Origin of the sequence: Clostridium oceanicum (genome assembly GCF_039521385.1) — a bacterium.
Taxonomy (GTDB): domain Bacteria; phylum Bacillota; class Clostridia; order Clostridiales; family Clostridiaceae; genus Clostridium_F; species Clostridium_F oceanicum.
The window spans coordinates 603957-630557 of sequence record NZ_BAAACG010000008.1 but is presented as its reverse complement, the minus strand read 5'-3'; the positions used below and the strand labels follow the sequence as shown (position 1 = coordinate 630557).

22 protein-coding genes are annotated in these 26601 nt (G+C 25.7%); 18 read left to right on the top strand and 4 right to left on the bottom strand.

What is annotated here, in order from left to right:
• Nucleotides 1-124: 124 nt before the first annotated feature.
• From ABDZ71_RS09015 to brnQ (ABDZ71_RS09000), 4 genes are all read left to right on the top strand, one after another.
• The gene (locus ABDZ71_RS09015; protein ID WP_343760917.1) at nucleotides 125-1288 is read left to right on the top strand and encodes an amidohydrolase; all 1164 of its coding nucleotides are present in this window, start codon (nucleotides 125-127) and stop codon (nucleotides 1286-1288) included.
• A gap of 379 nt (nucleotides 1289-1667) precedes the next feature.
• Entirely contained in the window at nucleotides 1668-2990 is a 1323-nt protein-coding gene (gene brnQ, locus ABDZ71_RS09010; RefSeq protein ID WP_343760915.1) for a branched-chain amino acid transport system II carrier protein, read from the top strand.
• 582 nt (nucleotides 2991-3572) lie between these two features.
• Complete coding sequence (brnQ, locus tag ABDZ71_RS09005) at nucleotides 3573-4886, top strand: branched-chain amino acid transport system II carrier protein (protein ID WP_343760914.1); 1314 nt, start codon at nucleotides 3573-3575, stop codon at nucleotides 4884-4886.
• 509 nt (nucleotides 4887-5395) lie between these two features.
• Nucleotides 5396-6709 (top strand): branched-chain amino acid transport system II carrier protein, encoded by a 1314-nt coding sequence (gene brnQ, locus ABDZ71_RS09000; protein ID WP_343760912.1) that lies wholly within the window; start codon nucleotides 5396-5398, stop codon nucleotides 6707-6709.
• An 82-nt stretch (nucleotides 6710-6791) separates the two neighbouring features.
• Here brnQ (ABDZ71_RS09000) and ABDZ71_RS08995 read toward each other — a convergent pair whose 3' ends face one another.
• Nucleotides 6792-9299, bottom strand: coding sequence for an ABC transporter substrate-binding protein (locus ABDZ71_RS08995; protein ID WP_343760910.1), 2508 nt, complete (start codon nucleotides 9297-9299; stop codon nucleotides 6792-6794).
• 261 nt (nucleotides 9300-9560) lie between these two features.
• Here ABDZ71_RS08995 and ABDZ71_RS08990 point away from each other — a divergent pair, with 261 nt between their 5' ends.
• The 6 genes from ABDZ71_RS08990 (at nucleotide 9561) to ABDZ71_RS08965 (ending at nucleotide 14802) form a co-directional block, all read left to right on the top strand.
• Entirely contained in the window at nucleotides 9561-9797 is a 237-nt protein-coding gene (locus tag ABDZ71_RS08990; protein WP_343760908.1) for a FeoA family protein, read from the top strand.
• Nucleotides 9798-9910: 113 nt separating this feature from the next.
• Entirely contained in the window at nucleotides 9911-10696 is a 786-nt protein-coding gene (locus tag ABDZ71_RS08985; RefSeq protein ID WP_343760906.1) for a FeoB small GTPase domain-containing protein, read from the top strand.
• A 16-nt stretch (nucleotides 10697-10712) separates the two neighbouring features.
• Entirely contained in the window at nucleotides 10713-12110 is a 1398-nt protein-coding gene (locus ABDZ71_RS08980; RefSeq protein WP_343760904.1) for a nucleoside recognition domain-containing protein, read from the top strand.
• 368 nt (nucleotides 12111-12478) lie between these two features.
• Nucleotides 12479-13069 (top strand): alpha-ribazole phosphatase, encoded by a 591-nt coding sequence (cobC, locus tag ABDZ71_RS08975; RefSeq protein ID WP_343760903.1) that lies wholly within the window; start codon nucleotides 12479-12481, stop codon nucleotides 13067-13069.
• Nucleotides 13070-13162: 93 nt separating this feature from the next.
• The gene (cobS, locus tag ABDZ71_RS08970; protein ID WP_343760901.1) at nucleotides 13163-13924 is read left to right on the top strand and encodes an adenosylcobinamide-GDP ribazoletransferase; all 762 of its coding nucleotides are present in this window, start codon (nucleotides 13163-13165) and stop codon (nucleotides 13922-13924) included.
• A gap of 119 nt (nucleotides 13925-14043) precedes the next feature.
• Nucleotides 14044-14802: an AIR synthase related protein gene (locus tag ABDZ71_RS08965; RefSeq protein ID WP_343760900.1), complete on the top strand. Its 759-nt coding sequence runs from the start codon at nucleotides 14044-14046 to the stop codon at nucleotides 14800-14802.
• A 239-nt stretch (nucleotides 14803-15041) separates the two neighbouring features.
• Here ABDZ71_RS08965 and ABDZ71_RS08960 read toward each other — a convergent pair whose 3' ends face one another.
• The 3 genes from ABDZ71_RS08960 to ABDZ71_RS08950 all read right to left on the bottom strand — a co-directional run bounded on the left by ABDZ71_RS08960 (nucleotide 15042) and on the right by ABDZ71_RS08950 (nucleotide 17625).
• Complete coding sequence (locus ABDZ71_RS08960) at nucleotides 15042-16454, bottom strand: HAMP domain-containing sensor histidine kinase (protein ID WP_343760899.1); 1413 nt, start codon at nucleotides 16452-16454, stop codon at nucleotides 15042-15044.
• A 1-nt stretch (nucleotide 16455) separates the two neighbouring features.
• Entirely contained in the window at nucleotides 16456-17154 is a 699-nt protein-coding gene (locus tag ABDZ71_RS08955; protein WP_343760897.1) for a response regulator transcription factor, read from the bottom strand.
• A 219-nt stretch (nucleotides 17155-17373) separates the two neighbouring features.
• On the bottom strand, nucleotides 17374-17625 hold the full coding sequence (locus ABDZ71_RS08950; RefSeq protein ID WP_343760896.1) for an SHOCT domain-containing protein: 252 nt from the start codon (nucleotides 17623-17625) through the stop codon (nucleotides 17374-17376).
• A 228-nt stretch (nucleotides 17626-17853) separates the two neighbouring features.
• On the opposite strand from ABDZ71_RS08950, the gene queD reads away from it, so the two are divergent.
• The 8 genes from queD (at nucleotide 17854) to ABDZ71_RS08910 (ending at nucleotide 26524) form a co-directional block, all read left to right on the top strand.
• Nucleotides 17854-18210 carry a 6-carboxytetrahydropterin synthase QueD gene (gene queD, locus ABDZ71_RS08945; RefSeq protein ID WP_343760895.1) on the top strand — a complete coding sequence of 119 codons (357 nt, stop codon included), beginning with the start codon at nucleotides 17854-17856 and terminating at the stop codon, nucleotides 18208-18210.
• Between the two features lie 13 nt (nucleotides 18211-18223).
• Complete coding sequence (gene folE2, locus ABDZ71_RS08940; RefSeq protein WP_343760893.1) at nucleotides 18224-18988, top strand: GTP cyclohydrolase FolE2; 765 nt, start codon at nucleotides 18224-18226, stop codon at nucleotides 18986-18988.
• Nucleotides 18982-20175 carry a dihydropteroate synthase gene (gene folP, locus ABDZ71_RS08935; protein WP_343760891.1) on the top strand — a complete coding sequence of 398 codons (1194 nt, stop codon included), beginning with the start codon at nucleotides 18982-18984 and terminating at the stop codon, nucleotides 20173-20175. The genes folE2 and folP overlap by 7 nt, the downstream gene beginning before the upstream one ends.
• Nucleotides 20166-20633, top strand: coding sequence for a 2-amino-4-hydroxy-6-hydroxymethyldihydropteridine diphosphokinase (gene folK / locus ABDZ71_RS08930; protein WP_343760890.1), 468 nt, complete (start codon nucleotides 20166-20168; stop codon nucleotides 20631-20633). The genes folP and folK overlap by 10 nt, the downstream gene beginning before the upstream one ends.
• A 65-nt stretch (nucleotides 20634-20698) precedes the next feature.
• On the top strand, nucleotides 20699-22501 hold the full coding sequence (locus ABDZ71_RS08925) for a DUF2207 domain-containing protein (RefSeq protein ID WP_343760889.1): 1803 nt from the start codon (nucleotides 20699-20701) through the stop codon (nucleotides 22499-22501).
• A gap of 229 nt (nucleotides 22502-22730) precedes the next feature.
• Complete coding sequence (locus tag ABDZ71_RS08920; protein WP_343760887.1) at nucleotides 22731-23930, top strand: MerR family transcriptional regulator; 1200 nt, start codon at nucleotides 22731-22733, stop codon at nucleotides 23928-23930.
• A gap of 207 nt (nucleotides 23931-24137) precedes the next feature.
• Entirely contained in the window at nucleotides 24138-25313 is a 1176-nt protein-coding gene (locus ABDZ71_RS08915) for a DegT/DnrJ/EryC1/StrS family aminotransferase (RefSeq protein WP_343760885.1), read from the top strand.
• 89 nt (nucleotides 25314-25402) lie between these two features.
• Nucleotides 25403-26524, top strand: a complete 1122-nt coding sequence (locus ABDZ71_RS08910) for a DegT/DnrJ/EryC1/StrS family aminotransferase (protein WP_343760884.1) — start codon at nucleotides 25403-25405, stop codon at nucleotides 26522-26524.
• Nucleotides 26525-26601: the final 77 nt, after the last annotated feature.

The following is a 26601-nucleotide window of genomic DNA, read 5'->3' as shown; positions in this document are numbered from 1 at the left end:
AGGATAGATTATTATAATTTCTATTTAAATTATAAAAAAAATAGTGTTAAAAAAATAGTTAATTTATATAAATTGAAATGTAAACGTTACATTTTAACAAAAAAATTATTTGGAGTGAATTTTAATGATATTTATTAAAAATGCTAATATACATACAATGGCTGGCAAAAAGTATAAAAAAGGCTGTATACTAATTAACAATGATACAATAAATGAAGTTGGTGAAAATATAAAAATACCAAAAGATACTAAAGTTGATATTATAGATGCAAAAGGAGCTTTTGTGTTACCAGGTATGATAGATGCCCATTGTCATATAGGATTAAAAGAACAAGGAGAAGGGAAAGAAGGGATGGATTTAAATGAAACATCTAATCCAATAACACCATATATAAGAGCCATAGATGGAATAAATCCCTTTGATGAAGCTTTTAAAGCAGCTATAAAGACTGGAATTACTACAGTTATGACTGGACCTGGAAGTTCCAATCCAATAGGAGGACAATTTACTATAATGAAAACATATGGAAAGTGTGTAGATAATATGATAGTTAAAAAATGTGCTGCTATAAAGGCTTCTTTAGGAGAAAATCCTAAAAGAATATATGGTAATAAATCTAATATGCCTATAACTAGAATGGGTACAGCAGCTTTAATAAGGCAAACTTTATTTGAAACAAAGAATTATATTATGAAAAAAGAAAATTCAATTAAAGAGAAAAAAACCTTTGAAGAAAATTTTAAATTAGAACCACTTATTCCTCTTTTGAAAAGAGAAATACCGATGAAATTCCATGTTCATAGAGCAGATGATATAATTACGGCTATTAGAATTGCTAAAGAATTTAATATATTAATAACTTTAGATCATTGTACAGAAGGAAATAAGGTTTTAGAATATATAAAACAATATGATATTCCCATAATTTTAGGTCCTAACATTAGTTTTAGTGGAAAAGTTGAAACTAGAAATAAAAATCATGAAACCCCAAAAATATTAAAAGATAACAATATGGATTTTGCTATAATTACAGACCATCCAGTTATATCTATAGAATATTTACCTCTATGTGCTGGAATTGCTGTAAAGTATGGACTTGATAAAGAAGAAGCATTGAAATCAATAACTATTAATGCAGCTAAAATATTAGGGTTAGCAGATATTTTAGGAAGTATAGAAAGAGGAAAGAAAGCAGATATACTGATTTATAGTGGGAATCCTATAGATATAAGTTCTAAAAATTTATGTACTATATTAAATGGTGAAATAGTTTATAAATGTATTTAAATATACAATTATATAGATAAAAGAAATATTTCATTCATTTTAGTAGTGGCTTTTTAAGATGAGAATGTTTAAATTTTAACAAAGTACAGGAAGTGGTTAACGGATGGTGTGATTTTAGAATGAATTATTGAAATATTTTGAAAATTTTCAATTGATAAAAAATACTTCCAAAACATTGACATATGTGTAACAAAGTACCTTATTATGCAAAGCATATATCAGAAATTCGGAATTATATTGAATATGTGTATTCTATTGTTATTTAATTAAGGGATAAGACGAAAATTTCTGAATATATTAAATTTTGAATTTAGAGATAATGTGATATAATTACAATACCGAAATTGACATACATTTACAAAAATTGAGGGGGGCTAAAATGAAAAAATCATCAACGAAAGACTTTGTAGTTATCGGTTTTGCTTTGTTTGCAATGTTCTTTGGGGCAGGGAACATGATTTTTCCACCGTATATTGGAAGAGCGGTAGGAGATCAAAGTATTAAAGCATTGCTAGGTTTTTTACTTACAGGGGTAGGACTTCCACTAAGTGGAATTATAGCTTGTGCAAAAATTAATGGTACTTTTGCAGACATTTCAGGTAGAGTAGGGAAAATATTTTCAATCATTGTGACATCAGCTCTTATAATTGCAATAGGACCTATGTTAGCAGTTCCAAGAACAGCAGCAACTACTTTTGAACTTACAATACATCCATTATTTCCGTCAGTTAGTCCGGTTATTGTTTCAATAGTTTATTTTATAATAGCATTATCTTTTATATTAAGACCATCAGGTATAGTTGATAGCATAGGTAAGATACTAACACCTGGTCTTTTAATTATGTTATCTATAATTATTGTAAAGGGTTTAATAGATCCAATTGGAACAATTGAGACTACTAATTTTCAAGGAGCCTTTTCAAAATCTATTTTGGAAGGATATCAAACTATGGATGCCATGACATCTGTAATGTTTGCCACTATAATTATAGCTGCAGTAAGAGCTAAAGGATATACAAATAAAAAAGATATTATTAGCTTAACAACAAAGGCAGGAGTTATTGCAGCAGTTGGATTAGCTTTTGTTTATGGTGGACTTATGGTTTTAGGTAGTCAAACATCAGGTATGGCACTTGGAAACATTGGAAGATCAGAATTAGTTATAGAAATAGTAAAAAGAGATTTAGGACATATGGGAACTATTATACTTGGAATTGCAGTAGCTTTAGCATGTCTTACAACTGCAATAGGTATAATATCAACTGGTGCTAAATATTTTAGTGGAATTTGTAAAGATAAGATTTCATATAATAAATTTGCTATTTTAATAAGTGTAATAAGTGCAGCTTTAGCAACTGGGGGAGTTGAAAAAATAGTAGGACTTGCAGAACCAATACTTCAAGTTTTATATCCTATAATTATAGTTTTAATCTTGCTTACACTTATGGGCAGTCTAGTTAAAAATGATAAAATAGTTAAAGTTACAGTATATGTTACTTTAGCAATAAGTATTTTAGATACAGTAAATACGATTTCGGGACAAAGTATATCAGTTATAAAATCAATAATGGCAGCTATACCATTAAGTGATGTTGGTTTTTGCTGGATAGTACCATCAATGATTACATTTTTATTAACATCAGTATTTTACACTTATAAAGAAAAGAATTCACAAAATATTACAGAAGAAAATGCAATGTAATAAAAATTTTATAAAAAAGATGAAATGTATAAAAGTAAAATATGAATATATTGAATTATAATTGAATATACATGATATAAATAATTCAATATATAGAAAATATCATAAATTTTTAGTAAACGGTTTCAAAGGATAAGTTAGGTTTTAAGTGGATTAAAGTTAAGTTAGAGTTAAAAATATAAAGAAAATGTGAATAATTGAAATGTAATTCAATTCATTTTAGAGATAATATAGGAATTTCAGAAAATATAAAATTAAAAATTTTTACAAATTATGATATAATCATAAAAAGTGTTAAATATAAATAAGCTTATCATCTAAATTATCCCAAGAAACGACTTTAAAATTTGACTTTTTAGTTATTTTGATTTAATGTTTTTTAATACTTAAATTTTAATTATTTAGTATTTCAAATCATTGTTTTTTTCAGTATTTTATAAATTATAAATAAAAAGGAATTATAAATTTTATTTAATTTTTTAATAGCAATTATAAGTTTAATAAAGATTATTTGTTTACTGATTGAAAAGAATAGTGGTTATAACAATTTAATATATGAGAGTAATTTAAGGGGGAAAAATAATGGAAAAAAAATCATCAAAGGATTTTATCATCATTGGTTTTGCGCTATTTGCTATGTTCTTTGGTGCAGGTAATTTAATATTCCCGCCGTATCTTGGAAATATGGTTGGAACAAAGACGCCGGCATCAATGATAGGATTTCTAATTACAGGAGTTGGATTACCACTTAGTGGAATTATAGCCTGTGCAAAAATTAATGGTACTTTTACAGATATTTCAAACAGAGTAGGAAAGGTATTTTCTGTAATATCTACTACAGCTTTAATCATAGCAATAGGACCTATGTTAGCAGTTCCAAGAACAGCTGCAACAACATATGAATTAGCTGTACATCCTATTTTCCCATCTGTTAGTCCCGTTGTAGCTGTAATAATATATTTTGCTATTGCTTTAGCATTTATATTAAGACCTTCAGGAATTGTAGACAATATAGGAAAAATTTTAACTCCAGCACTTTTAGTCATGCTTGCTATAATTATAATAAAAGGTATAGTAAGTCCTATAGGACCTATAATAAATACTAACTTTGAAGGAGCTTTTTCAAAGGCATTATTAGAAGGATATCAAACAATGGATGCTATGGCATCAGTTATATTTGCATCTATAATTTTAGCTTCAGTAAGAGCTAAAGGGTATAAAAAGGATTCGGAAGTTATCGGTGTTACAATAAAATCTGGAATAGTTGCAATACTTGGTTTAGGGTTTGTATACGGTGGACTTATGGTTTTAGGTGCTCAAACATCTGGAATAATAACTAAAGATATTGGAAGATCTGCTTTAGTTGTTGAAATAGTAAATAGAGATTTAGGAAGTATGGGAACAATAATATTAGGTGTAGCTGTTGGACTTGCATGTTTAACAACAGCAATAGGTCTTATATCAACAGGAGCTCAATACTTTAGCAAGTTATCAAAGGGAAAGATTTCTTACAATGCTTTTGCAATAGTAATAAGTGTAATAAGTGCAGCCCTTGGAACTGGTGGAGTTGAAAAAATAGTAGTTCTTGCAGCTCCAATACTTCAAATATTATATCCTATAGTTATTGTATTGATAGCTATAACTTTAGCAGGAAAATTCGTTAAAAATAATAAGATAGTTAAAATAACTGTTTATGTTACTCTAATTATTAGTATATTAGATACTATAAATAGTTTAACTGGTGGAAGTGTAGCTGTTTTAAAATCAGCAATTGGTTTTATACCATTAGCTAGTGCAGGATTTTCATGGCTTGTACCAGCAGTTATAGCATTTATAATTTCTTCAATTGTATGTAGTAAACAAACTGAAGAAGAATTAGAAACAAACAGTATATAATAATTAGTTCTAGTTAACGTTATTGAATGTATGTAGAAATAGCTATAGTAATTAATACTATAGCTATTTTTTTATAATAATAGCGTTAAAGTTTATTTAAATAATTAATTAAATACACTTAATAATCTTTTATTAGTTTTTATATAAAATGTAGAATTAATAGGTGTTATATTATAATGCTGTATTATTCTTAAAAAATATATTAAATAACATTCAGTATTATAAAAGAAAACATTCATAAAGATTATAACTTATAGTTTAACTTTCATTATTCTGAAAATATAAAAGCGGGACTGAAAATGCTTAAATACTTGATATAATGGTAAAAATAAGGAATTTATAAAAATAAAAATAGTAGCAATTTATATTATTATTGAATAATAATGAAGTATAGAAAGTTAATTTTGGTATTTTATAGAAAATTCAGAAATAACTTCAGATTAATTTAACTTTGCTGTGATATAATTACATTATTATAAATATGTTCCTTAATAAAAGGAGGCGAATATATGGAAAAAAGGTCAGCATCTAAAGATTATGTTATTATTGGTTTTGCTTTGTTTGCAATGTTTTTTGGTGCAGGAAATTTAATATTTCCACCTTACCTTGGTAAAATGGCAGGTTCTAAAGTATTTCCTGCTATGTTAGGATTTTTGATTAGTGGAGTTGGATTACCTCTTGCTGGAATTATAGCCTGTGCAAAAATTAATGGTACTTTTACAGACATTGCAGGAAGGGTAGGAAAGAAATTTGCTATATTTGCAAATACTGCAATTATAATATGTATAGGGCCTATGTTAGCTGTTCCAAGAACTGCAGCAACTACCCATGAACTTGCTATACAACCTAATCTTCCAAATGTTAGTCCAGTAATTACAGTAGTAATATTTTTTGTTATCGCTTTGTCTTTTGTTTTAAGACCCTCTAGAATAGTTGATTATATAGGTAAATTCTTGACACCGGCATTATTAATATTATTATGTATAATTATAGTAAAAGGTATTATAAGTCCTTTAGGACCTATAATACACACTAATATAGAAGGGGCATTTTCAAAATCTTTATTAGAAGGATATCAAACTATGGATGGAATGGGATCAGCAGTTATGGCTACTATTGTAATAATGGATGTAAGATCTAGAGGGTATAAAAGTAATAAGGCAGTTGTGAAAGTTGCATCAAAAGCTGCAATAATTGCTGCTCTTGGTTTAGGTCTTGTATATGGAGGACTTATGTTTTTAGGAAGCCAAACAGCAGCTATACTACCAAAGGATATGCCTAGAACAGCATTGGTTATTGAAATAGTAAGAAGAGATTTAGGAAATATAGGACCAATAATATTAGGTATAGCTGTTGGCCTTGCATGTTTAACAACAGCAATAGCTCTAATAACAACTGCTGCTAACTATTTTTCAGATTTATCAGAAGGAAAGGTATCTTATAATGCTGTAGCAATCATAGTAACTGTAATTAGTGCTGTCTTTGGAACCTTCGGAGTTGAAAAGATAATACAAATAGCAGTACCAATACTTCAAATATTATATCCTATATCTATAATACTAGTAGTGATAACTTTAGCTGGAAAAGTTGTTAAAAGTAACAAAGTTGTTAGAGTTACAATATATGCAACATTAATTGTTAGTATATTGGATACTATTAATAGTATAAGTTCTGGAAGTATAGAATTTATAAAATCAATTATAGAATTTATGCCATTAGCAAGTTCAGGATTTTCATGGCTTGTTCCTTCCGTTATAGTATTTTTAATTTCATCGATTATATATCGCAAAGATGTAACAGAATTAGAAGTTGAAAATATATAGTATTTTATTATAAATATAATTAAAATATATAGTATATAGAAAAATAATAGCTATCTTTAAAGTAGCTATTATTTTTCTTATATTAAAGTTTATTTTTTAATACATCTTCAAAAGCAAAAGATCCTAAAGGACTTATTTTAAAACCAAGTATATTTTTCTTATAAGCTAGGCCTACTTTAGGGTGATACAAAGGTACCCAAGGTATATCATTTACTATTATCTTTTGAATTTCTTTATACATAGTATATCTTTTTTTAGGGTTTATTGTTTTTTTAGCTAAAGAAAGTTTTTCATTTATTAAAGGATTATTATATCTTGAAATATTTGATACATTCTTTATATTAAATAATGGTTCAAGAAAATTATCAGGATCTCCAGAATCAGCAAACCATCTACTTATAGCTATATCACATTTTTCAATATTTTTAATATCAAGATATTTGTTAGGAGAAACTTTTACAATTGAATATTTTATTCCTATATCTTTTAAATCTTCTAATATGTACTCTGTAATCTTATTAAATAAATTGCTTGAATCATCTTCTCTTACAAGTATACTTAAAGTATTATTAGAATTAAAATAGTCATTTTGTTTTAACAGTTCTTTAGCCTTAGCTTTATTATGTGAAAATCCTTTTAAACTAGGATCTTTTATCATACTAGGAGGAAAGGGTCCAATAGCTTCTACTCCGAGACCTCCTAATAGATTAGTTATTATTTTATTTTTATCAATTCCTAAACTTATAGCTTTTCTTATATTTTTATTTTTAGATGATATAGAATTAGAATTCATATTAAAACTTAAATAATAAGTAGCCATAATATCTTTTAAATTAATCAAAACAGATTCATCTTTTTTGATTTTTTCAAAACCCTCTTTACTATCTATAAGTATAAAATCTAAATTACTCTTAGAAAAATTTGAATAAGGATCTTTACTGTTATATTTTATATTAACTTTGTTTATGTAAGGTTCTCCATTAAAGTGTTCCTTGAAGGCTTCAAGAGTACATTCACTATTACTATTATTTTTTACTTTATAAGAGCCACAGCCTACAATGTTTCCTTTTAACATTTCTTTTTTGTTTATTATAGAACAAAAATCTAATCCTAGATTTAATAAAAAACCACTATATTCGTAATAAAGTTTAATAGATACTCTATATCTGTCTAATATTTTTATACCTTTAACTTCTTTAGAGATACCTTCTTTAAACTCTTTTGAACCATAAACAGAATCTAGTACCCATGAATTAGGGGAATCTATTTTAGGATCTAATATTCTTTCTAAAGAATATTTAACATCTTCTGAAGTTATTTCATTGCCATTGTGAAATTTACAGCCTTTTCTTAAATTAAACACCCAAGTTAGATTATCCCCTTCAACATACCAGCTCTTAGCTATTCCAGGAGATATTTCTCCATATGAATTAATTAATAATAAAGAAGAGTTAATATTTTTAAGTAGTAGTCCATTAAAAAAATCATAGGATATAGCAGGATCTAAATTATTTATTATATTACATAAAGCTGTATTTAAAGTAATAGAGTTTTCTTCTTTTGAAGATATAGTTAACTCACCTAATAATTCTTTGTTTACAGTTTGTAAAGTATTAAAAACCTCAGAAAGAGATTTTAAAGAAGTTTTTGTATATTGAACATTTAAAGAAGCAAGTTCATTTACAAACATGAGTTTTTCAGAGTTAGAATTCATTTCATCAGTAGAGGATAAAACATTTTCTAAGTGTTTTATTTGATTATTTGTAGCTTCATTAATTTCTTCTACAACATTAGTACTAGTTTCTACAGAGGTTATAATATCATTAAATACTCCAAGGGTTACATTAGATGTATTTGCCCCTTCTTTTACTTTCTCCATAGTAGTATCTATGGAATTTGTAGTTTTATAAAGACTTTTATTAATTTCTTCTATAGTTTCAGATATGTAGTTTATTGATTCTATACTTCTTTGAGAAAGTTTTTTGATTTCTTGAGCTACAACTGAAAAACCTCTTCCAGATTCTCCAGCTCTTGCAGCTTCAATTGAAGCATTTAAAGATAAAAGATTTGTACTATTAGAAATTTCTTTTATAATAGTTATTAAATCATTTATTTTTGAACATTTATTACCCAAGTCTCCTACTATTTCCTTAGAATCATACATTGATTTTTCTATTTCTTTCATTGAATTTATAGAATCTTTAACAGCTATATTACCTTTTTTTGCTATATTCATAGTTTTTTCAGAAATTTGTTTAGAGTTCTCTGTACTAGAAAATACTTCTTCTGCAACAGCTGAGTAATTATTAAGTTCGTTCATAACTTTTTTTATAGACAGCATTTGAACTCCTACATAATTTGAAATATTCTCTGTTATGCTTATTAAAGTTTCAGTTACAGAGTCTGTTTCTCCTATTTTTTTATCAATTTTAGTTACTATTTTTTCTTGATTGCTAGTTAGTAAGGTAAGTCTATTATTTTCTTTTTCATTATATATAGATCCTTTATCTTTAGAAATATTTTTATCATAAGATAAAGGATCCTTTGTATTGTATTTTTTATTTTTTGACTTAAGATTAAAATTAAACATTAAACTAGTAACCTCCTTCCCAGATAATATCCATATTTCTACATAGCTACTTAAATATCCTTTTTAATAAATAAAATCATGATGTTTTATGTTTTCTTATAGAGAAAAATATCAAAATATATTTAAATAAGAAGCTAAAATCCTAATAGAGTTAATTATTTTTTTGTTTTAATGGAGAGAAATAAAGGAGTTAGTAGGTAACATAAGGAGATTTTTATTCATAACATAAAACATGAGAAAATTTATAAGGAGAGTTATAAATTGAAAAAAATAACAACATTAAATGAAGTGAAAGTAGGATGCAAATGTAAAGTACTAGGTATAAAAAGTGAAGGATTATTAAAACAAAGGTTATTAGATTTAGGAGTAGTTCCTAGTACTATTATATCAGTTTTAAGAAAGAGTCCCTTTGGAGATCCTACAGCATATTTTATTAGAGAAACTTGTATTGCTTTAAGAAAAGAAGAAGCTAAAGATATAATAGTATCTTTATTATGATATGTTACAAATTATTTAATATATAAGTTGTGTTTAAATTAAAATTTATAAAAGAAAATTATGTTATGAAAAACTACTAGAGAGTATAAGATACTTTAGAAGGAGTGAAAAATATGGGACTAACATATGAATCTACGCAAAAATCTTCATTAAAAGATTTATTTAATGTAGAAAAACAAAATGAAGAAGATTTTGTTATAGCCCTTGCAGGAAATCCTAATACTGGGAAGAGTACAGTGTTTAATTCTTTGACTGGACTACATCAACATACCGGTAATTGGCCTGGTAAAACTGTAACTAATGCACAAGGTTTTTATAATTATAAAAATAAGGGGTTTGTAGTTGTAGATTTACCAGGAACCTATTCATTGCTAGCAAGTTCAGCAGAAGAGATAGTTGCTAGAGACTTTATTTGTTTTGGCAGGCCAGATGCTGTAGTTGTTGTATTGGATGCTACTTGTATGGAAAGAAATTTAAATTTACTTCTTCAAATACAAGAAATCACAAGTAAAGTTATTGTATGTTTAAATCTTATGGATGAAGCAAAACGAAAAAATATAAAAATTGATACAAATAAACTTTCAAAATATTTAGGTGTACCAGTAATACCAGCAGTTGCAAGAGAGAATAAAGGTATAAAAAAATTAAAGGATGATATTTTAAAAATGTGTTTAAATTATATAGATACAAAGCAAATAGAAATAAAATATAGCCAAGATATAGAGGATATATTATCAAATATAGTACCTAAATTAGAAAAAATATTTAAAAATAAGATTCCAAGCAGGTGGCTTGCTTTAAGAATGTTAGATGGTGATAAATCTATAATAGAATCTATAAGTAAATATCTACATTATGATTTAGTGAATATGATGGAAGAAAAAAATAAAATAAGTTAGAAGGTGAGGTGATTAGATGAATATTTCAAAAGATTATAATATGGAGGAAATTATCAGTGAAATATCTGTTTTTAGAAAAGATAGTAAAGAAAAAATAAGAGATAAAATAGTATCAGATATTTACAAAAATGCAGAAGATATTGCTTCTAATTGTGTAAACAAAGATTCAAAAAAAATATTATATCAACAAAAATTGGATAATATAGTAACATCAAAAATAACTGGTATACCAATAATGCTTTTAATGCTTTGTATGGTTTTATGGATTACTATACAAGGAGCTAATGTACCCTCTGAAGCTATTGGAAAATTTTTATTTTGGATAGAAGATAAGCTAACAGCGTTTTTTGTATATATGAATGCACCAAAATGGCTTCATGGAATACTAATACTTGGAATGTATAGAACCTTAGCTTGGGTTGTATCTGTAATGCTTCCACCGATGGCAATATTCTTTCCTATATTTACTTTACTTGAAGATGCAGGATATCTTCCAAGAATAGCTTTCAATTTAGATCATGCTTTTAAAAAAGCAGGAGCTCATGGAAAACAAGCATTAACTATGTGTATGGGATTTGGATGTAATGCTGCAGGGGTTATAGCATCTAGAATAATAGAGTCTCCAAGAGAAAGACTTATAGCTATAATAACTAATAACTTTGTTCCCTGTAACGGAAGATTTCCAACACTTATAGCTTTATCTATGATTTTTATGGGTATGAAGTTTTCTGCTAAAAATAGTTTAGGAGCGGCCCTTTTGATAGTACTTTTAATTTTGATTGGTATAGTAGTGACTTTATTAGTTTCAAAAGGTCTTTCAAAGACTTTATTAAAAGGTGTACCATCTTCATTTACCTTAGAATTACCACCTTATAGGAAACCTCAAATAGGAAGAGTAATATATACATCCATTATAGATAGAACTATATTTGTTCTTATGAGAGCTATAGTAATTGCAGTCCCAGCAGGAGCTATAACTTATATACTAGGTAATTTAACTATAGGGGATACTACAGTTTTAAATCATATGGCTATGTTTTTAAATCCTTTTGCTCAGGCTATAGGTCTTGATGGATATATTCTATTAGCCTTTATATTAGGTCTTCCAGCAAATGAAATTGTTTTACCTATATTGATGATGGCATATTTATCTAAAGGGTATATGATAGATTTTCAAAGTTTAGATCAATTAAGAGATATATTAATTAGTAATGGATGGACATATATAACTTTATTAAATACTATGTTGTTTTCACTTTTACATTTTCCTTGTGCAACCACCATATTAACTATAAAAAAAGAGACAGGAAGTAGAAAATGGACTTTAATATCAGTATTACTTCCTACGGTTATAGCAATAGGGGTATGTTTTATTACTAAACAATTTTCCAATTTGATACAAGTTATTGTATAATATTTTATGTGAAGCTCAGTGATATAGTATAATCATTGAGCTTTGTTATTAAAAAAATTAAGACCCTTGTTTTAGTAAAATTAATTTAAATTTTACTAAAACAAAGGTCTTGTTCCAAGATACTTGTATAAAACCGGGTTTATAAAAACCAGTATGTCGATTTTATAGACAAAGCTATTAAAACTTTGTGAACTACTCCCCTTTATTTTAAAGATAGAAGTTATATATTAATATAGTATTATAGATAAAATAAAGTGTTACTATTATATTTAAAATTTATTTGATTATTTCTAAAGTTTGGTTTTTTATATATTGTCTTTACCTTTCAAATTATTTAATTAATTTATATGAGATTTTAGGAGGATGTTATGAACATATATTTATTACGCCATGGTGAGACGAAGGAGAATAAGGAAAAAAAATATTATGGAAAGCTTGATTCTAGGCTAAATAGTATAGGAATAAATCAAGCTAAAAAAGCAGGTAAATATTTAAAAAACATAAAATTTAGTAAAGTATATATTAGTGAAAGAGAAAGATGCAAAGAGACATTAAAAATAGCCTTTGAAAATAAAGGTAATGAAGAATTTGAAATAATAAAAGATGCTAGAATAAATGAGTTAGATTTTGGAGAATTTGAAGGCAAAAGTTATAAGGAAATAAAAAAAAGTTTTCCTAAAGAATGCACTCAGTGGGAAGATGATTGGAAAGGATTTACCCCTCCTAAAGGAGAAAGTGCTGTTAATTTTTTTAATAGAGTTAAAAGCTTTATGAAAGATATAGAAAAATTAGATGAGGAAAACATACTTATAGTAACTCATGGTGGAGTTATAAAAATGATATACTGTTATATGTTAGATAGAAATTTAGATTTGTATTGGAAATTCTCAACAAAAAACGGAAGGGTAAGTTTAATAAAATATGAATATAGTAATTGGTTTATTGATTATATTTCTTAATAAGACTAAGTATTTTTCTAGAAATATTTTCTTTATTATTTAAGCTTGAAAATAAAAATTATAATGTTATAACAGTTGTTTGGAGATGTATTTATGAAGACTATTTTAAATGATTTTTTATTAATGATTCAGTTTTTTACAAGAATACCTGTGAATTTAGAACTAAAATGTGAAAAAAGCAATTTTAAAAGGGCAGCATTCTTTCTTCCTATAGTAGGTATTTTAATAGGAGGAATACAATTTTTAGTTTCAATTATTTTTAAAGGTTATATACCAATAAGAGTCAATGTAGTAATAGTTTTAAGTTTAGGAATAATTATAACAGGAGCTTTGCATTTAGATGGATTTGCTGATGTTTTTGATGGCTTTTTTTCATTAAAAGACAAACTTAAAATTATAGAAGTAATGAAGGATAGCAGGGTAGGTACATTTGGTGCAGCAGCAATAATTTTAAATTTATTTTTAAAATTAGAAGGATTAAGTTATTTATTTAAATACGATTTTTATTTTCCATTAATTTTAATACCTATGCTTGGTAAAAATAGCATTCTTTTTTTATGTCTTTCTAATAAAACAGCTAAGAAAAATGGTTCTGGTAATATATTTATAGGAAATATGAGTAAAATTTTAGTGATTTTAAGTACAGCAATTAGTATTATCATATGTACATATTTTATAGGAATTATAAAGGCAATATCTTTAATAGGTATAATATTAATAGCAATGTATTTTTACTATTTACTTTGTGTAAAAAAAATAGATGGATTTACAGGAGATACTTTAGGAGCAGCAAATGAAATAACAGAATTAGTAGTTATAATTGCTCTTTGTGTAATGGTAAAATTAGCGGTATAAACTAGTGACATTTTTACTATAAAAGTTAGAGATTTAAGTAACTTATAATTAATATATTATTACAGGAAAAATTAGATCAGTTGATCCAATATAACTATCAGGATGAAGAGGTGTTAGAGATGAGTATAGAAAAAATAAGAGATTTAACTTTAGTTAGTTTAGATTCTGAAAAAAGTTTAGTTATTTCTTGTGATAGTTCAGGAAGTATAGGAATGAAAGAAAAAGATGTATTAAAAATACCACCATTTTATGTAGGAAAATTTACAGCTAGGGTAGCAATTATGGAAGTTATGTGTGCAGGAGGAAATATTGTTACTTTAACTAATGTACTTTCTTGTGAAATGAAGCCTACTGGTGTAGAGATTATAAAAGGAATTAAAGAAGAATTAAAATCTGCTAAAATAGATGATATTAGTCTTACAGGAAGTACAGAGGAAAACTTTAAAACTTATTCTACAGGAGTAGGGGTTACCGTTATAGGAGTAGGCAAAAGAAATGAATTAAAAATTAATAATATAAAAGATAAAGAGGGGTGTATTATTATATCTATAGGAATTCCTAAAGTAGGAGATGAAATAGATATAAAAAATGATAAAGAGATAGTTTCTTATGATTCTATAAAATGGATTTTAGAAAATGATTTATCATATGAAATGGTTCCAGTAGGTTCTAAAGGAATTTTATATGAAGCCAAACTTTTATGTAAAAATAACAATAGTAGATTAAAAACAAATAAGGATGTAAGGGTTGATATATATAAGTCATCTGGACCATCTACTTGTATAATAGCAGCTGTAAAAAAGAAAGATTTAAAAAGTATAACTTCTCATATAGATTATATAAATATCATAGGAGAGTTAGAAAATTTAAGGAAATAAAAATATATTTAATTTAAGTATATTGAAATAAATAACTAATTATATTGTAGTTTTTCTATAATTACTTTTTTATTAGAATTTACTAATATTAAAGTTATTAATAAAATATAAGTTATTGTATTTTATTAAATAAAACTAGAGTTTTTAACTAGTTATTTATTTCTATAGGTCTAATATGTTTTTTAAATATAGAATAGTTTTATTTATATCATTAATATATATAATTTTAATAAGTGATTTTAAAGTGGAAATTCTATAGTAAATATTGTACCTTTGTTAATTTTACTTTCAACTTTAATACTTCCATTATGGGCTTCAACTAATTTTTTAGTTATGGTAAGTCCTATACCAGATCCACCAGTTTTTTTATTACGGGAAAAATCACTTCTATAAAATCTTTCAAATATATAAGGCAAATCTTTTGAGGGTATTCCACAACCGTTATCTTTTATTTTTAATATTATTTTATTACACTCTTTTTTTAGTGATATATTAACTTCTCCATTTATAGGTAAATATTTATATGAATTAGAAAAAAGATTATAGACTATTTGATTAAATTTATCTTTATCCATAAAAACTATAATGTTTGAATCTATATTTTTTAAAATTTTAAAACCTTTTTTATGATATAAAGCTTCAAAAGAATTTGTTATTTTTATAGTTTCTTTAGAAATATTAAAGTTAGATTTATTTAAATTAAGTTCTGATTCATCTAGACGAGAAAGATTTCTTAAATTTTCTACTAGATTAATTAAACGTTCAATTTCTTCATAAAAGCTTTCAAGATTTTCTTCAGTAGGTTTTATTATTCCATCTAACAGTCCTTCTATATGAGTTTTTAAAATTGTTAAAGGAGTTCTAAGTTCATGAGCTATATCAGAAGTCATTCTTTTTCTTATGTTTTCTTGTTTTTCTAAAGTGACAGCTAAATAATTTATAGAATTACGGAGTTCGTAAACTTCTTTGGTAGAGGTTTTTAAATTAGCTCTAGCCTTTAGGTTTCCATTTCTTATTTTATTTGCAGCATTAGTTATTTTCAAAAGGGGGGAAGTTAATCCTTTAGACATAATTATTCCGATGATTAATCCTATAACTAAAGCTATAAAAGCAGATATTAAAAAAGAATTATTAAGTGCAGATTTGAATTTTAAAGAACCTTCATTTAAATAGGAATTACTAAAAAACCCTATAGTTATAGTTCCTACTTTTTTATTACCTTTAGATATTGGATAGTCCTTTTCTATATATTCGTAATTAGAAGAATATTTGTTAATCATATGATTATGCATCATAGATTTCATATTAGAATTCATCATTCCGTCTTTATGTGAATCTGATTCAGAGGAAGAAAAGACTACTTTGTCTTTTATATTTTTTACTTCAATAAATATGTTTTCAGATTTAGAATATCTTTTAAGCTGAGATTTAGCATTACTATCATAGCAAGAAGATGAATCTGAATAATTTTCATCATATAAATCTATAGCCGATTTCTTTACTTTTTCTATTTCATTTTTACGTTGAGCAATTAAGTATGTATCAAATTTTTTAGATACCATGTAGTTAGAAATTAGATTAGTTATAAGAATTGATCCTAAAACAGTTATTAAAAAAGCTAAAGATAGTTTTTTTAATAAAGAGATTTTCAAATTAATTACCTCCAAATTTATAACCTACCCCATAGACTGTTAGTATATATTGAGGTTTTCTAGGGTTATCTTCTATTTTATGTCTTAAATTTTTTATATGAGAATCTATAGATCTATCAAATCCAGTATAATCTATACCAAAGGTTTTTTCTATTAATTGTTCTCTAGTAAAAACTTGGCCAGGATTTGTAAGAAAGGACAGAAGAATTTTAAATTCGTTATGTGTTAAGTTAACTTCAATATCTTTTTTTTTCACAACCATTTTGTTTATATCCACTTTTAAATCTCCCTCATTAAAAGTTAAATATTCAGCTAAAGTAGAGTTATTTCTATAACTTCTTCTTATAAGGACTTTAATTCTTGTAACTAGTTCTCTTATGCTAAAAGGTTTGGTTAAATAATCGTCAGCACCTATAGTTAAACCTTCTATTTTGTTATCTTCTTCTATTTTAGCCGTTAACATTATTATAGGTATATCAGATTTACTTCTTATTTTTTTACAAACATCTTCACCAGAAAGTTTAGGAAGCATCAAATCTAAGACAACTAAATGTATTTTTTTATTATTAAAAATTTCTAAAGCTTCTAAACCATTAAAAGCAGTAAATACATTGAAGTTATTTTTTAATAAGTAATCTTTTATTATACTTACTATTTTTTTTTCATCATCAACTATTAATATATTTTTCTTGTTTTCCAATTTTAAAGCTCCTTTAAATTTATTTTTAATGAATTTAAGTTTAAAAAAAAAGTAGAAATTGTTACTACTATCACTTATAATATATATCATTTATAATATATAATTCATAAAAATTATATGTTAACATATTTAAATAAGGTATATTTTTAAAATAGTATTAATCCCTCTTACTTTTATATTATATAGGAGTAAGAGGGATTGATTTAAATTTAATTTATATTATTTATTATTTTTTATAAAATCTTTTCTTCGTAAATATTCTTCTTCATCGATTTCACCATTTACATATTTATCATCTAAAGATTTTAATGAGAAATGATTGCTAAAGAAATATTTTTTAACTAATTTTGCAATAAAGAAAGCTATACCTATAAATATTAAGACTTTTATTATAAAAAAACCGAAAAACCATAGGTTTGACCCAGTTCCACCTGCAAAACTACTATAATTACCATATCCTCCACAAAACATTGTTTTTCCTCCTTTTGTTTTAGCTTTATCTTTGAGTTTATTATAAAAATAAATTGTGGAGAAATTATGAAGTTATAAAATTTAAATTTATAAGTACTAAAAATATAGAATATTTACTTCATTATAAAGAAAACTAAAAACTAGAAGTATAAAATAGAATTTAACTAGATTTAAAAAGAAATTTATTATATTATATATTATAAAGTTTTAAAATGAGGAGTTTTAAATATGATATTAATAAAAGAATTTGAATTTGATGCAGCACATAATTTAATTAATTACCATGGAAAATGCGAAAATCTTCATGGTCATACATATAAACTAGTAGTGAAACTTAAAGGTACTAGAGATAAGGAAGACATGATAATAGATTTTATTGAACTTAAAAATATAGTAAAAGAAAATGTAGTAAATGAATTAGACCACCATTATATAAATAATATTATAAAACAGCCTACAGCAGAAAATATAGCAGTTTGGATTTGGAATAAACTTTTTGATAAATTAAAAAGAGATAATTGTAAACTTTGTGAAATAGAAGTTTGGGAAACTAAAACTAGTGGAATTGTGTATCAAGGTGATTAGGAGGAATTATATAATGAAAGATGTACAAAAGGAAAAAGATTTAAGAAATATACCACTTAAAAATGTGGGGATAGAAGATTTGAAATGGCCTATAGTTGTTTCAGATAAAAAAAATGGAAATCAACATACAATAGCAGATATATCAGTATCTGTAGATTTACCACACCATACTAGAGGAACTCATATGAGTAGATTTGTTGAATGTCTTCAAGGACTTGATGTTATTAATTATAAAAATTTAGAAATTATATTGGATGAATTAAAAGAGAAACTTGAAGCTGAAACCTCTAATTTAAATATGAAATTTACTTATTTTATAAATAAAAAAGCACCAGTTAGTGAAATTGAAGCACCTATTAGTATGGAATGTAGTATAAAGGCTAAAAAATCAGAAAATTTAGATTTGAAATTAAAAGTTAAGGTACCTGTTCATACCTTGTGTCCTTGTTCTAAAGAAATTAGTGAAAATGGTGCTCATAATCAGAGAGCTATAATAACTATGGAAGTAGATGCTAATAAAAAAATATGGATAGAAGATTTAGTTTATATTGCAGAAAAAAGTTCTAGTGTTCCTATATATTCACTGCTTAAAAGAGTAGATGAAAAATGGGTAACTGAAAAAGCATATGAAAATCCAAGATTTGTTGAAGATGTTGCTAGAGAAGTGGCAGTAAGGCTTGAAAAAAACGATATGATAAATTGGTATAAAGTTCAAGTCAAAAGTATAGAAAGTATACATAATCATAATGCTTTCGCTACTGTAGAGAAAGGATGGTAATTTTGATTATAGGGTTGTCAAATAATAATTTATTATCAGAGCTTAATAATATAGGGGTTCATCCTTTAAGCATAAATATATTTTTAAATAAGAGTAGTATTGTTCCTATAAAAATATTTAATGTAAAATCACCTGCTTGTAATATAATAAAGCAAGAAATGTTAAGTTTAGGTGGTGATTGTGCAGTAAATAAATATTGTATAAATTGCAAAATAGATAAGTCAGATATAATACTTTTAGGAACTTATAAACAGTATAGTAGATTAATAAATAAATTAGCTATTATGGACTTCTTTGGTATAAAAGAAGTTTCAAAAGAAATAAAAAATTACATAGATAAAAAAGAAATAAAAACAGTTTTAAAAGATGGAAGATCTATTGATTATAAGACCATGAAAGTAATGGGGATAATAAATTGTACTCCAGATTCATTTTATGAAGGATCTAGAAAAAACACTGTAGAAGAGGCTTTGAAAACTGCTGAAAGAATGATTAAAGAGGGAGCTGAAATTTTAGATATTGGAGGAGAATCTACAAGACCAGGATCAGATCCAGTATCTTTAGAAGAAGAAATTAGTAGAGTAGTTCCTGTTATAGAAGCAATAAAAAATAAGTTTAAAGATATTATAATATCAATAGATACATATAGAGCTAAGACAGCAAAAATGGCTATAGAAGCTGGAGCGGATATTGTAAATGATATAAGTGGAATGACTTTCGATTCTAATATGGTGAAAGTTATAAAAGAATATAATGTGCCAGTTATAATAATGCATATAAAAGGTACACCTAAAAATATGCAAGCTAATCCAGAGTATGAAGATTTAATGAAAGAAGTTTCTTTATATTTTAAAGAAAGAATAGATTATGCTAAGGAAAATGGTATAGGGGAAGATAAAATAATACTAGATCCTGGTATAGGATTTGGAAAGACTATGGAGCATAATTTAACATTAATGAATAGAATAGAAGAGATTAAAAGCTTTAATATGCCTATACTTTTAGCAGCATCTAGAAAGTCAACTATAGGAAAAGTTTTAGGAGGACTTAAAACAGAAGATAGATTAGAAGGCACTATAGCAATATCTTGTTTGGCAGTAGAAAAAGGACTTCAAATGGTTAGAGTACATGATGTAAAAGAAAATGTTAGAGCGATTAAAATGCTGGAGGCGATTAAATGCATGTAGCTTATATTGCTTTTGGTACAAATATGGGAGATAAAAGAAGATATATAAGAGAGGCTTTAAAAAAGATAAAAGATAAAGGTATTAATATAATAAAAGTTTCTAGTATATACGAAACTGAGCCCTATGGAGTGTTAGAACAAGATAATTTTTTAAATGGTGTAGTTCAAGTGGAAACGGATTTATCTCCTGAAATGCTCTTAGAAAGTCTTATGAGTATAGAAAAAGAACTAGATAGAGTAAGAATAAAAAAATGGGGACCTAGAACTATAGATTTAGATATTATTTTTTATGAGGATTTTATAATAAATAAAGAAAATTTAGTAGTTCCACATAAAGATATGGAGAATAGAGATTTTGTTTTAAAACCTTTATGTGAATTAGATGAAAATTTTATTCATCCTACTTTAAAAAAATCTGTAAAAAAGTTGTACGAAGATTTACAGAATAAAAAGTTATAAAAAATATTTTTTGAAATTTATACTTAAATATATGACAAAAATCTTTAAATATAAGGGGGATTATGGTGAAAAAGATTATAAGACTTATTTTATTTTCCTTTGCTTTTATGTTTTTGTTTACTTTTAAGGTAAAGGCTGATGATGATATTATAATAAAAAATTGGAAAGTAAATTGTAGTGTACTTCAAAATGGAAGTTTATATATAGATGAAGATATTACTTTTGGATTTGATGATGATTTTAATGGAGTATATAGAAATATAAGTAAAAAAGGTATGGATAACATAAAAGATATTAAAATATCAGAGAAGGCTTATGGGAAAGACAAAAGATTTGAAAAAGTTTTAGAAGGAAAGAAAGGTCAGGATGGAGTATATGACATTAATGATTCTAAAGATAGTTTAGACATAAAAATATATTCTCCTTCTAGAGAAGATACTCAAAAAACTTTTAATATAAGATATACATTAAAAAATGTTTGTACTAAGTATAATGATATAGGAGAATTATTTTATAATTTAGTAGGTAAGGAAAATAAAACTAAGATAGATAACTTTGAAGCTAATATAAAGTTCCCCTATGCTTTTGATAAAGATGAGGTTAAAATATTTGCCCATGGACCTTTAAATGGTAAAATAAAGTTTTTAAATAGTGATACAGTAAATTTAAAAGCAAAGGATGTTTCCCAAAATAAATTTATAGCTGCAAGAATTTTATTTCCTAAGGAATATATAAAAGATTCTTATAAAGTTATAAATAAAGATGCTTATAAGAATATAATGAATGAAGAATTAAAATATAAAAAAGATACTGAAAACAAGATAAAAAGAAATGCAAAGCTAAAAGAAATAAGTAAATATGTATCTATAGTTATTATAGGTATTGCAGTTTTACTTATAATAATTATAGTTTTAAATTTAAAAACAAAGAAAAAGTTTAATGCTAAATATAGTATTTATCCAGATGAATGTACTCCAGCTGTATTAAGTTTAGTATATGGCTTAAATTTAACTTCTAGTGCTATAATAGCTACAATATTAGATTTAGATAGAAAAGGTTACTTTAAAATTAAAGAAAATGAGGATCTAAATTATAAAAATAAAAAAAGAAAAGATAAAGTATATACTATAGAAAAGTTAAAAGAGGCAGATGAAGTATTATTAAAGCATGAAAAGTTTTTTATAAATTGGCTTATTAATAAAATAGGAAATGGATTTAAAGTTACAACAGAAGAAATAAAAAAATATAGTAAATCTAATAGAACAGACTTTAATCATAGTTATAAAAAATGGAAAATACTAATACAACAGGAAGTTAAAAATAAAAAGTATTTTGATTTAGAAACTAAAAATAAATTTAAACCAGTTTTATTTTATAGCTTTCTTAGTGTGATTTTAACAATAGTAACTTTAATTTTTAATCCAACATATGGAGTACTAGCTTTTTTTACTAGCATATTATTAGTTATATTCTCTGCCTGTATTATGTACAAAAAAACATATTATGGTAAAGATCAAATGGATAAATGGAAAAAATTTAAGAAAACTATAGATAAAGAGGAAATAGTAGATATTGATAAAAGCTATTCTATAGATAAATATTTAGTTTATGCTATAGTGTTAGGCTTAACAAGCAAGACTGTTAAAAAATTAAAAAAATATATGGGCTTAAATGGTTATAATGATAAGAGATATTATGGTAGTTATGCATATTGGTATATTCATTCCTATGGTTCTAATAACAAAAACAGTTTTGCTAAAAGTATAGATTCTTCCTTTGTATCTGTAACACCATCATCTGGAGGAGGGGGAGGTTTTTCTTCTGGAGGTGCAGGTAGTTCTGGTGGCGGAGGCGCTGGAGGATTTTAAAATGTTTTTAAACTTATTTATATGTATATTACAGAATATATTTTATGGTTATTATATGTAAAAAAGTAAATAATAAATATTATAGTGCTATTTATTATTTATAGTTGATTTTTAATAGGTATAATTATGATAATAAAGGTTAAAAAATGAATAATTTTTTAACCTTTATAAAAACACTTGCACCTTACCTAACGTAATGGGATAAAATAATTTATGTAGAGGTGATAAAGTGAATAAACTTAAAAAAGATTTATTTACTATAGGTCAATTTGCAAAAAAAGCAGGAGTTACACTAAGAACATTAAGATATTATGATAAGATAGGACTTCTTAAACCAAGTGATCATAATGAATTAGGCCATAGGCTTTACACGTTAGAAGATTTTGGGAAATTGCAAAAGATATTAACCCTTAAATTTATAGGACTTTCTTTAGAAGATATAGACAATATAATTAAGTATGATTTTGATGATAAAGACTTAAAGAAATCCTTAGAAATTCAAAAGGATATAATAAAAGAGAAAGTAAAGCATATGAAAAGTGTAATAAAAGCTATAGAAGAAGCAGAAAACATGTTAGATTATAAAAATCAAATGAATTGGGATAAATTTTTAAATATAATTAATGTAATAAATTCAGATAAAAGCTGGATAGATCAATATGAAAATGCTTCAAATTTAAGAGCTAGAATAAAGATACATGAAAATTTTAGTACAAATAAAGAAGGATGGATGAATTGGTTCTTTAACAATTTACATATACCAAAAGAATGCAATATCTTAGAACTTGGATGTGGAGATGGAAGCCTTTGGGTGAAAAATTATAAAAAAATTCCAGATAAATGGAACATAACTTTAACTGATTTTTCAGAAGGAATGTTAAAGGATGCTAAAAGAAATCTAGGTAAAGATAGTGCTAGATTTAAATTTAAAATAGTAGATGCTCAAAATATTTCTTTTGAAGATTTTAAATTTGATGTAGTGATTGCAAATCATATGCTATATCACGTTAAAGATATAAAAAAAGCTTTAAAAGAAATAAAAAGAGTTTTAAAACCAAAAGGATATTTTTTTGCTTCTACAATAGGGAAAAACCATATGAAAGAAATGAGAAATATTATATCTAAATTTTCTAAGGATGGACTTACTTCTAAAAGCTGGAATAATACAGAAGGTTTCCAATTAGAAAATGGATTTAAAAAGGTTTCCAATTTATTTAAAGAAGTTCAGCTTAAAAGATATAATGATAATTTATTTGTTACAGATTCAGTAGCTATAATGGATTATATATTTTCTATGCCAGGAAATAATAGAAAAAAAGTATCAATCTCAAATTTAAGAGATATAAAAAACTATTTAGATTATGAAATTGAAAATAACAAAGGAATTTATATAACAAAAGATACTGGATTTTTTAAAGGAAGAAAGTAATAAATGTATTAGTAAATATAATAACCTGTTTAAATTTTAAATTAAAATCTTATTTGATTGAGATTTTTAAATTATTAAGCTTATACCTTATATGATTAAAATTTATCTATATTAATTTATTATTATAGAGATAAATTTATATCATATATTAAAAAATATATAAAGACCCTAATATTAATTTAATTTTGAATTGAAAGGATGAAAATAATGAAAAAAATACCTTTTTCACCACCGGATATAACTCAAGCAGAAATAGATGCAGTAGTAGAAGTTTTAAAATCTGGGTGGATAACATCTGGACCTAAGACTAAAGAATTTGAGGAGAAAATAGCAGATTTTTGTGAAACTGAAAAAGCTCTAACTCTTTCAAGTGCAACAGCAGGATTAGAACTTGTATTAAAAGCTTTTGACATAAAAGAAGGAGATGAAATAATAACAACTCCATACACTTATACAGCTACTTCAAGTGTTTCTTTACATAGAGGCATAAAACCTAAATATGTAGACGTAAAAAAAGATACTTTTTTAATAGATATAGATAAATTAAAAGAAGCAATTACACCAAAAACTAAAGCAATATATACTGTGGATTTTGCAGGAGTACCAGTTGACTATGATGCTGTACGTAAAGTTTTAAAAGACTTAAATCGTGAAGATATAATATTTGTATCAGATTCTGCTCATTCTTTTGGAGCAAAATACAAAGGAAGAAGAGTAGGAAGTCAAGCAGATTTTCATATATTCTCATTTCATGCAGTAAAAAATCTTACAACTGCTGAAGGTGGAGCTATAACTTTTAATGATAACAATTTTAAAGGAAGAGAAGATTTATATAAAAGTTTAAAATTAGAAACTTTACATGGTCAATCTAAAGATGCTTTATCAAAAATGAAAGCAGGAGCATGGAGATATGATGTAGTTACAGATGGAAACAAGTGTAATATGACAGATATAATGTCTGCAATGGGACTTGTTCAATTAGAGAGATATGAAGGAATGCTAAAAAAACGTGAAGAAATATTTGATACTTATACAGAAGCATTAAAAGAAAAAGATTGGGCTATAATACCATTTAAAAAAGAAGAAAATACAGAAACTTCATATCATTTATATCCACTTCGTATAAAAGGATTTACTGAAGATCAAAGAAATAAAGTTATTGAAATTTTAGCAGAAAAAGAGATTGCAACTAATGTTCATTTTATTCCATTACCACTTTTAAGTGTTTATAAAAATTTAGGATATAAAATAGAAGATTATCCAAATGCATATGCAGAGTATTCTAATGAAATATCTGTACCAGTATATTCTAAGTTATCCGTGGAAGATGCTAAATATGTAGTTTCAGAACTTATAAAAGCTGTAGAAAGTGTGATAAAATAATATAAGTATTAACAAACACTACTTATAGTTGATTACCTAGAATTATTTGGTTATAAAATAATATAAAATGTATAATGGAGGTTAATTAGATGAAAGTTGATTTTTATACATCTAAAAGAGAATATGCTGAAAAGCAAGCAGAAATTGATAAAGCCATATTAGAAGTAGCTAGAGGTGGAAAATTTATATTAGGACCTGAAGTTACTAAATTAGAAGAAGAAGTGAAAAAATATACAGGAGCTAAACATGCTATAGGAGTTGCTTCAGGAACAGATGCATTAGTTTTAACTTCTCATGTTTTAGGATTTGAAGATGGTGCAGAAGTTATAACTTCACCTTTTACTTTTTTAGCATCAACTTCATGTATAGCAAAACATAGAGCTAAACCAGTATTTGTAGATATTGATGAAAAAACATTTAATATAGATGCAAATAAAATTGAAGAAAAAATAACTGATAAAACTAAAGGAATACTTCCTATACATCTTTTTTCACAAATGGCAGACATGGATAAGATAATGGAAATAGCTAATAAACATGATTTAAGAGTTTTAGAAGATGCAGCAGAAGCTTTTGGAATGAAGTATAAAGGAAAAGGAGATACTTATAGACATTCAGGATCTATTGGAGATTTTGGAATATTTTCTTTCTTTCCAACAAAAACATTAGGAGCTTATGGTGATGCTGGTATGGTTATAACTAATGATGACGATCTAGCTAAAAAAGCTAAAATGTTTAGAGTACATGGTGCTTCTAGAAAATATCATTATGATTATATAGGATATAATTCAAGACTTGATACAATGCAAGCTGCTGTACTTTTAGTTAAATTAAAGTATATAGATGAAGCAATAGCTAAAAGAGCACAAGTTGCTAAATGGTACAAAGAAAGATTAGAAGATTGTAGAAATATAAGAATACCAGAAATAGTAGAAGATCAAAAACAAGTTTATTACGTATTTAATATATTAGCAGAAAAAAGAGATGAGCTTGCAGCTTATTTAAAAGAAAATGGTGTTGGAAACAGTATATACTATCCAGTTCCATTACATTTACAAAAATGTTTTAGTTATTTAGGACATAAAAAAGGTGATTTCCCAGTAGCAGAAAAGGTTGCAAACGAAATAATAGCTCTTCCTATTTATCCTGAAATAAAGGAAGAAGAAGTAGATTATGTATGTGAAACAATAAAGAAATTTTATACAAAATAATATAGTATAATTTATTTAAATTTATATGATAAAGGTATTCTAAAAATTAGGATGCCTTTTGAATTTTGTAATATATG

What these genes read in the sequence shown, in the direction of transcription:
- ABDZ71_RS09015 (WP_343760917.1), top strand. Translation starts at nt 125, where the DNA reads ATGATATTTATTAAAAATGCTAATATACATACAATGGCTGGCAAAAAG.
- brnQ (WP_343760915.1), top strand. Translation starts at nt 1,668, where the DNA reads ATGAAAAAATCATCAACGAAAGACTTTGTAGTTATCGGTTTTGCTTTG.
- brnQ (WP_343760914.1), top strand. Translation starts at nt 3,573, where the DNA reads ATGGAAAAAAAATCATCAAAGGATTTTATCATCATTGGTTTTGCGCTA.
- brnQ (WP_343760912.1), top strand. Translation starts at nt 5,396, where the DNA reads ATGGAAAAAAGGTCAGCATCTAAAGATTATGTTATTATTGGTTTTGCT.
- ABDZ71_RS08995 (WP_343760910.1), bottom strand. Translation starts at nt 9,299, where the DNA reads ATGTTTAATTTTAATCTTAAGTCAAAAAATAAAAAATACAATACAAAG.
- ABDZ71_RS08985 (WP_343760906.1), top strand. Translation starts at nt 9,911, where the DNA reads ATGGGACTAACATATGAATCTACGCAAAAATCTTCATTAAAAGATTTA.
- ABDZ71_RS08980 (WP_343760904.1), top strand. Translation starts at nt 10,713, where the DNA reads ATGAATATTTCAAAAGATTATAATATGGAGGAAATTATCAGTGAAATA.
- cobC (WP_343760903.1), top strand. Translation starts at nt 12,479, where the DNA reads ATGAACATATATTTATTACGCCATGGTGAGACGAAGGAGAATAAGGAA.
- cobS (WP_343760901.1), top strand. Translation starts at nt 13,163, where the DNA reads ATGAAGACTATTTTAAATGATTTTTTATTAATGATTCAGTTTTTTACA.
- ABDZ71_RS08965 (WP_343760900.1), top strand. Translation starts at nt 14,044, where the DNA reads ATGAGTATAGAAAAAATAAGAGATTTAACTTTAGTTAGTTTAGATTCT.
- ABDZ71_RS08950 (WP_343760896.1), bottom strand. Translation starts at nt 17,625, where the DNA reads ATGTTTTGTGGAGGATATGGTAATTATAGTAGTTTTGCAGGTGGAACT.
- queD (WP_343760895.1), top strand. Translation starts at nt 17,854, where the DNA reads ATGATATTAATAAAAGAATTTGAATTTGATGCAGCACATAATTTAATT.
- folE2 (WP_343760893.1), top strand. Translation starts at nt 18,224, where the DNA reads ATGAAAGATGTACAAAAGGAAAAAGATTTAAGAAATATACCACTTAAA.
- folP (WP_343760891.1), top strand. Translation starts at nt 18,982, where the DNA reads ATGGTAATTTTGATTATAGGGTTGTCAAATAATAATTTATTATCAGAG.
- folK (WP_343760890.1), top strand. Translation starts at nt 20,166, where the DNA reads ATGCATGTAGCTTATATTGCTTTTGGTACAAATATGGGAGATAAAAGA.
- ABDZ71_RS08915 (WP_343760885.1), top strand. Translation starts at nt 24,138, where the DNA reads ATGAAAAAAATACCTTTTTCACCACCGGATATAACTCAAGCAGAAATA.
- ABDZ71_RS08910 (WP_343760884.1), top strand. Translation starts at nt 25,403, where the DNA reads ATGAAAGTTGATTTTTATACATCTAAAAGAGAATATGCTGAAAAGCAA.